This is a genomic window from Endothiovibrio diazotrophicus (genome assembly GCF_054657215.1).
On the sequence record NZ_BAAHXB010000197.1, the window covers coordinates 1 to 4,141 of the forward strand.

Sequence of the window (4,141 nt, forward strand, 5' to 3'; positions counted from 1 at the left end):
GGTGCCGATCGAGCACTTTTCGCCGTGGGACTGCAATTGGCCGGTGCAGCCGCCACCGGATGCGGAGGCCCCCTCAGCGAACGATAACAAACCGGAAACGGAGTCGGAGAAGCCTGCCGATACCAAGGACAATACCGAGTGCCCGGGTTGTGTGATTGACGTGCAAGCCCAATCGCTGGGAGAGGACATTCCCCTGGTAGGTACCCCGTATTCACTTCACTACCGCAGCGACCGCATGCCCGGCAAGCTGGACGGTCGATCCATAGGCATTCCGCTCACCGGCGACACCCTCCCTCCAAGTCTTCAGGGAATCGCCTTGAAAATCATGGTCGCAGGTCAGACCCACGAGTTGAGATTCCCTCCACAACCAAATCAAAGCTACACCTTCGTCTGGGACGGAATGGACGCCTATGGCCGGCCAGTAGCCGGCACGGTCAACGCAACCGTGGAGATGAGCTTTATCTACCCCCTTGTCTATTACAGCCCGGCACTCGGCGCTACACGCTCTTTCGCCCGCATGGCAAATGATGGCTCCCGCGTGCTAGCCGTTCGGGACGACCAGGAGTTCATCTCCTCGCGCAGTTGGACCGTCCAACTCTCTGGAATCCAGGGGTTTTCCTCCCAAGCAGAACTCGGCGGTTGGAGCTTCTCGCTATACCACGAATTGGATGCCACTCGCGGAATGCTCTATCTGGGCAATGGTGACCGGCGCAACCTTCTTTCCGGTTCCGGCTGGCTTATCCAGACGGTCGGGGGAGGAGGCGATCGTTGGCCATTGGTCGATGGCGAGCTAGCGACACTCTTCGACATTTGGCCAATCGGTATCGATGTAACGGATGATGGCTCGGTCTATGCCGGTGATGCCGGATACATCTATCGCATCGATCCGGATGGCCGCCTGACCCAGCTCGCTGGAAACGATTCGACAACCACCTCCTGCCAAGGGGGGAACGCCCTGGAAATGCCACTGGGTGACGTATTCGAGGTAAAGCTCGCATCAAACGGTGACCTCTATTTTATCGATAGCCCCAGTTGCATCCGAAAGCTGACGCCCGCTGGGGAGATCGAAGTGGTTGCCGGAAGCGACCAGCGGGGTTTCGGCGGGGACGAGGGGCTGGCGCGTGAAGCGACCTTCGCCAACCTTCAGTCGCTGGATTTTGCTGCCGACGGCAGCATCTACCTGACCGACGACAACCGGATCCGCAAGATCGGCCCGGACGGGATCGTTCATACGGTCGCTGGATCGGCCGAAGCGGGCTATGAAGGCGATGGAGCGGCCGCTCTGAACGCGCTTTTCAATCATCCCCTCGACCTTGCCGTCGCCGACGACGGGAGCCTCTTCGTTGCCGACACCAGCAACTACTGCATTCGCCGCATCGACGCTACGGGCCTGACTTCCACTTTCGCCGGTATCTGTGGCTCACCAGGGTATTCGGCAGATGGACAACTGGCGACGGAGTCCTACCTCAAATGGCCATGGGACATTGACATCGGCTCCGATGGCACCTTGTACATCGCTGACAAAAATAGCCGACTCGTGCGCGAGGTGGGGCCGGATGGAATTTTTGGCACCGCGGCTGGTGACCGCCACTCGGGTTATGACGGAGACGGCGGTCCGGCGACCGCTGCGTCCATCGGCTATCCGAATAGATTGGCGTCGGGCCCCGACGGTTCGCTCTACATTTCCCAGCCGGGGGATAGTCGGCTGCGGCGGCGGTTCCTGCGCGACTGGTCGACCGACCCCTTACAGATCCCCTCCGCCGACGGCTCGCAGATCTACCGCTTTGAAGACGGACGCCACGTGGCAACCTTGGATGCCCTCACCGGCGATGAGCGGTTTCGCTTCGGATTCGATCTGAGTGAGCGCCTGATCACCGTCACGACGACCGACGGAGAGATCACGACTATCGAACGCGACGCTGACGGCCGGCCTCGCGCGGTGGTCGCCCCCAACGGACAGCGAACCGACCTGAATCTGGACGAAAACGGCTTTCTTCACCAAATCGCCAATCCTGCAGGTGAGTCGTACCGGTTCAGCTACACCGCCACCGGCCTTCTCACCACCATCACCGATCCCCTCGACCGATCCCGTTACTACGCCTACGACCAGGGAGGTCGATTGATCTCCGATCGAGACCCCGCCGGTGGGGGATGGAATCTCTCCCGGAGTGTCATCAGTTTCTACGGTGCCAGAGAGCCCACAGTCAAGCTGTCCAGCGCTGAAGGGCGGACATCCAGCTATTCCACCTATACCGGGAACCTCATCAGCAATACCACTACGAGTTGGGATGGAACCGTCACAATCAAACAGACTCACAGCGACGGTCACCAGACGACGTATTTGCCGGGAGGGATCGTCAGGCAACAATATATCGATGCCGATCCGCGATTCGGCATGGACGCTCCGTTAACGTCGAAGCGGAAGTTGACGATACCGGGCCTCTCACCGTATCTGGTGACAACGGCGCGGAGCGTGACGGGGCTCAATCCCAACGATCCACTCGATTTCGTTGAATTGACAGAAACAGTCGAGACTCCGCTGGGAGTAACCCGCAAGGTCTACAGCGCCGCTGACCGGAAGCAGACGGTCACCACTCCACGAGGACGGGTGACCACCACCTGGCTCGACGAGCGGGGCCGCCTGCAACGCGCGGAGTATCCGGGTGGAGATAGCGTGGATTTCGGCTACGACGAGCGAGGTCGTCTGGCCGCCATGACGGCAAGCGACGGTGACGCCTCGCGCTCAACCACCTTCTTCTACGATGCGCTGGGCAATCTCGCTGCCGTGGAAGACCCTATCGGCCGAAGAACCGAAATCGACTATGACCTCGCCGGGCGCCCAATTCGTCGTCGTTTCCCTGACGGCGGTGCCATCTCCTACGAATACGACGCTGCGGGCAACCTCCTCGCTCTCACAACCCCTAATGGGGAGCTCCACCGCCTCGCCTATGAGGAGCGAGACCTGGAAGCCGCCTATACACCGCCGGAGATCGATCCCAACCAAGACCCCGCTACTCGCTACCGCTATAACCTCGATAAGGAGTTGGTGGAGGTCACTCGCCCCGACGGACGGATGTTGATCATCGAGTACGACGACAAGGGTCACAAGGTCGCCATGCAACGACCGGTGGGAAGCACCTCCTACTCTTACGATGACACCACGGGGAAACTAACCGGTATTACCACCCCCGACGGTGAGGCACTGGCCATCACCTATCTCGGACCGCTCCTGGAGTCCGAGCAATGGAGCGGTGAAATCGGCGGCACGGTATCCCGGGACTATTGGGATGGCGACCTCCTGTTGTATGGGCTCTCCGTGAACGACTTCAAGATCCGTCACATCTACAATTCCGACGGCCAGCTTAGCGAAGCAGGAGATCTATTGCTGTACTACAAGTCCGATAGCGGATGGTTCGACGGCGTGCAGATCGGTGAGATCGACACCTATCCGGGCTACAACGGGTTCGGCGAATTGACGGAGGAGCAGGTGGAGATCAGCGGGTCCCCGATCCTGGACACTCGCTATACCCGTGATCCGCTCGGTCGCATTACCGAGAGAGTCGAAAGCCTTGACGGTCCCGACCGTACGGAGCGCTACACCTACGACACCGCCGGGCGTCTCACCGAGGTGGAGCGCGATGGCGAAACGACCACCTACACCTACGACGCCAACGGCAATCGCCTGAGCCGCGAAGGCCCCGGCGGCGTGGAAACCGGCCTCTACGATGCGCAGGATCGACTGGTCGCCTACGCCGATGCCGACTATGCCTACACGGCCAACGGTGAACTGGCGAGCCGTACCGACGGCAGCGGAACCACCCTCTACAGCTACGACACCGTTGGCAACCTGACCAGCGTGACGTTGAGCGACGATGTGGTGATCGACTACCTGACCGATGGCCGCAACCGTCGCATCGGCAAGAAGGTCGATGGCGTGCTGGTTCAGGGATTTCTTTACAAGGACCAGTTGAACCCCGTCGCTGAACTGGACGGCGACAACAACGTGGTCAGCTACTTCGTCTATGCCGACAAATCCAATGTGCCCGCCTACATGGTCAAGGGCGGGATCAACTACGCGATAGTCAGTGATCATCTGGGAAGCCCGCGGCTGGTGATCGACAGCAATACCGGGGCGGTGGTG

Annotated in this window: 1 protein-coding gene; it reads left to right on the top strand. The window is 60.3% G+C overall.

The annotated features are described in order from the left end of the window. On the top strand, positions 1-4,141 hold a 4,141-nt coding region (locus ACYQ2W_RS25295), incomplete at both ends, for an NHL domain-containing protein (RefSeq protein WP_459873659.1).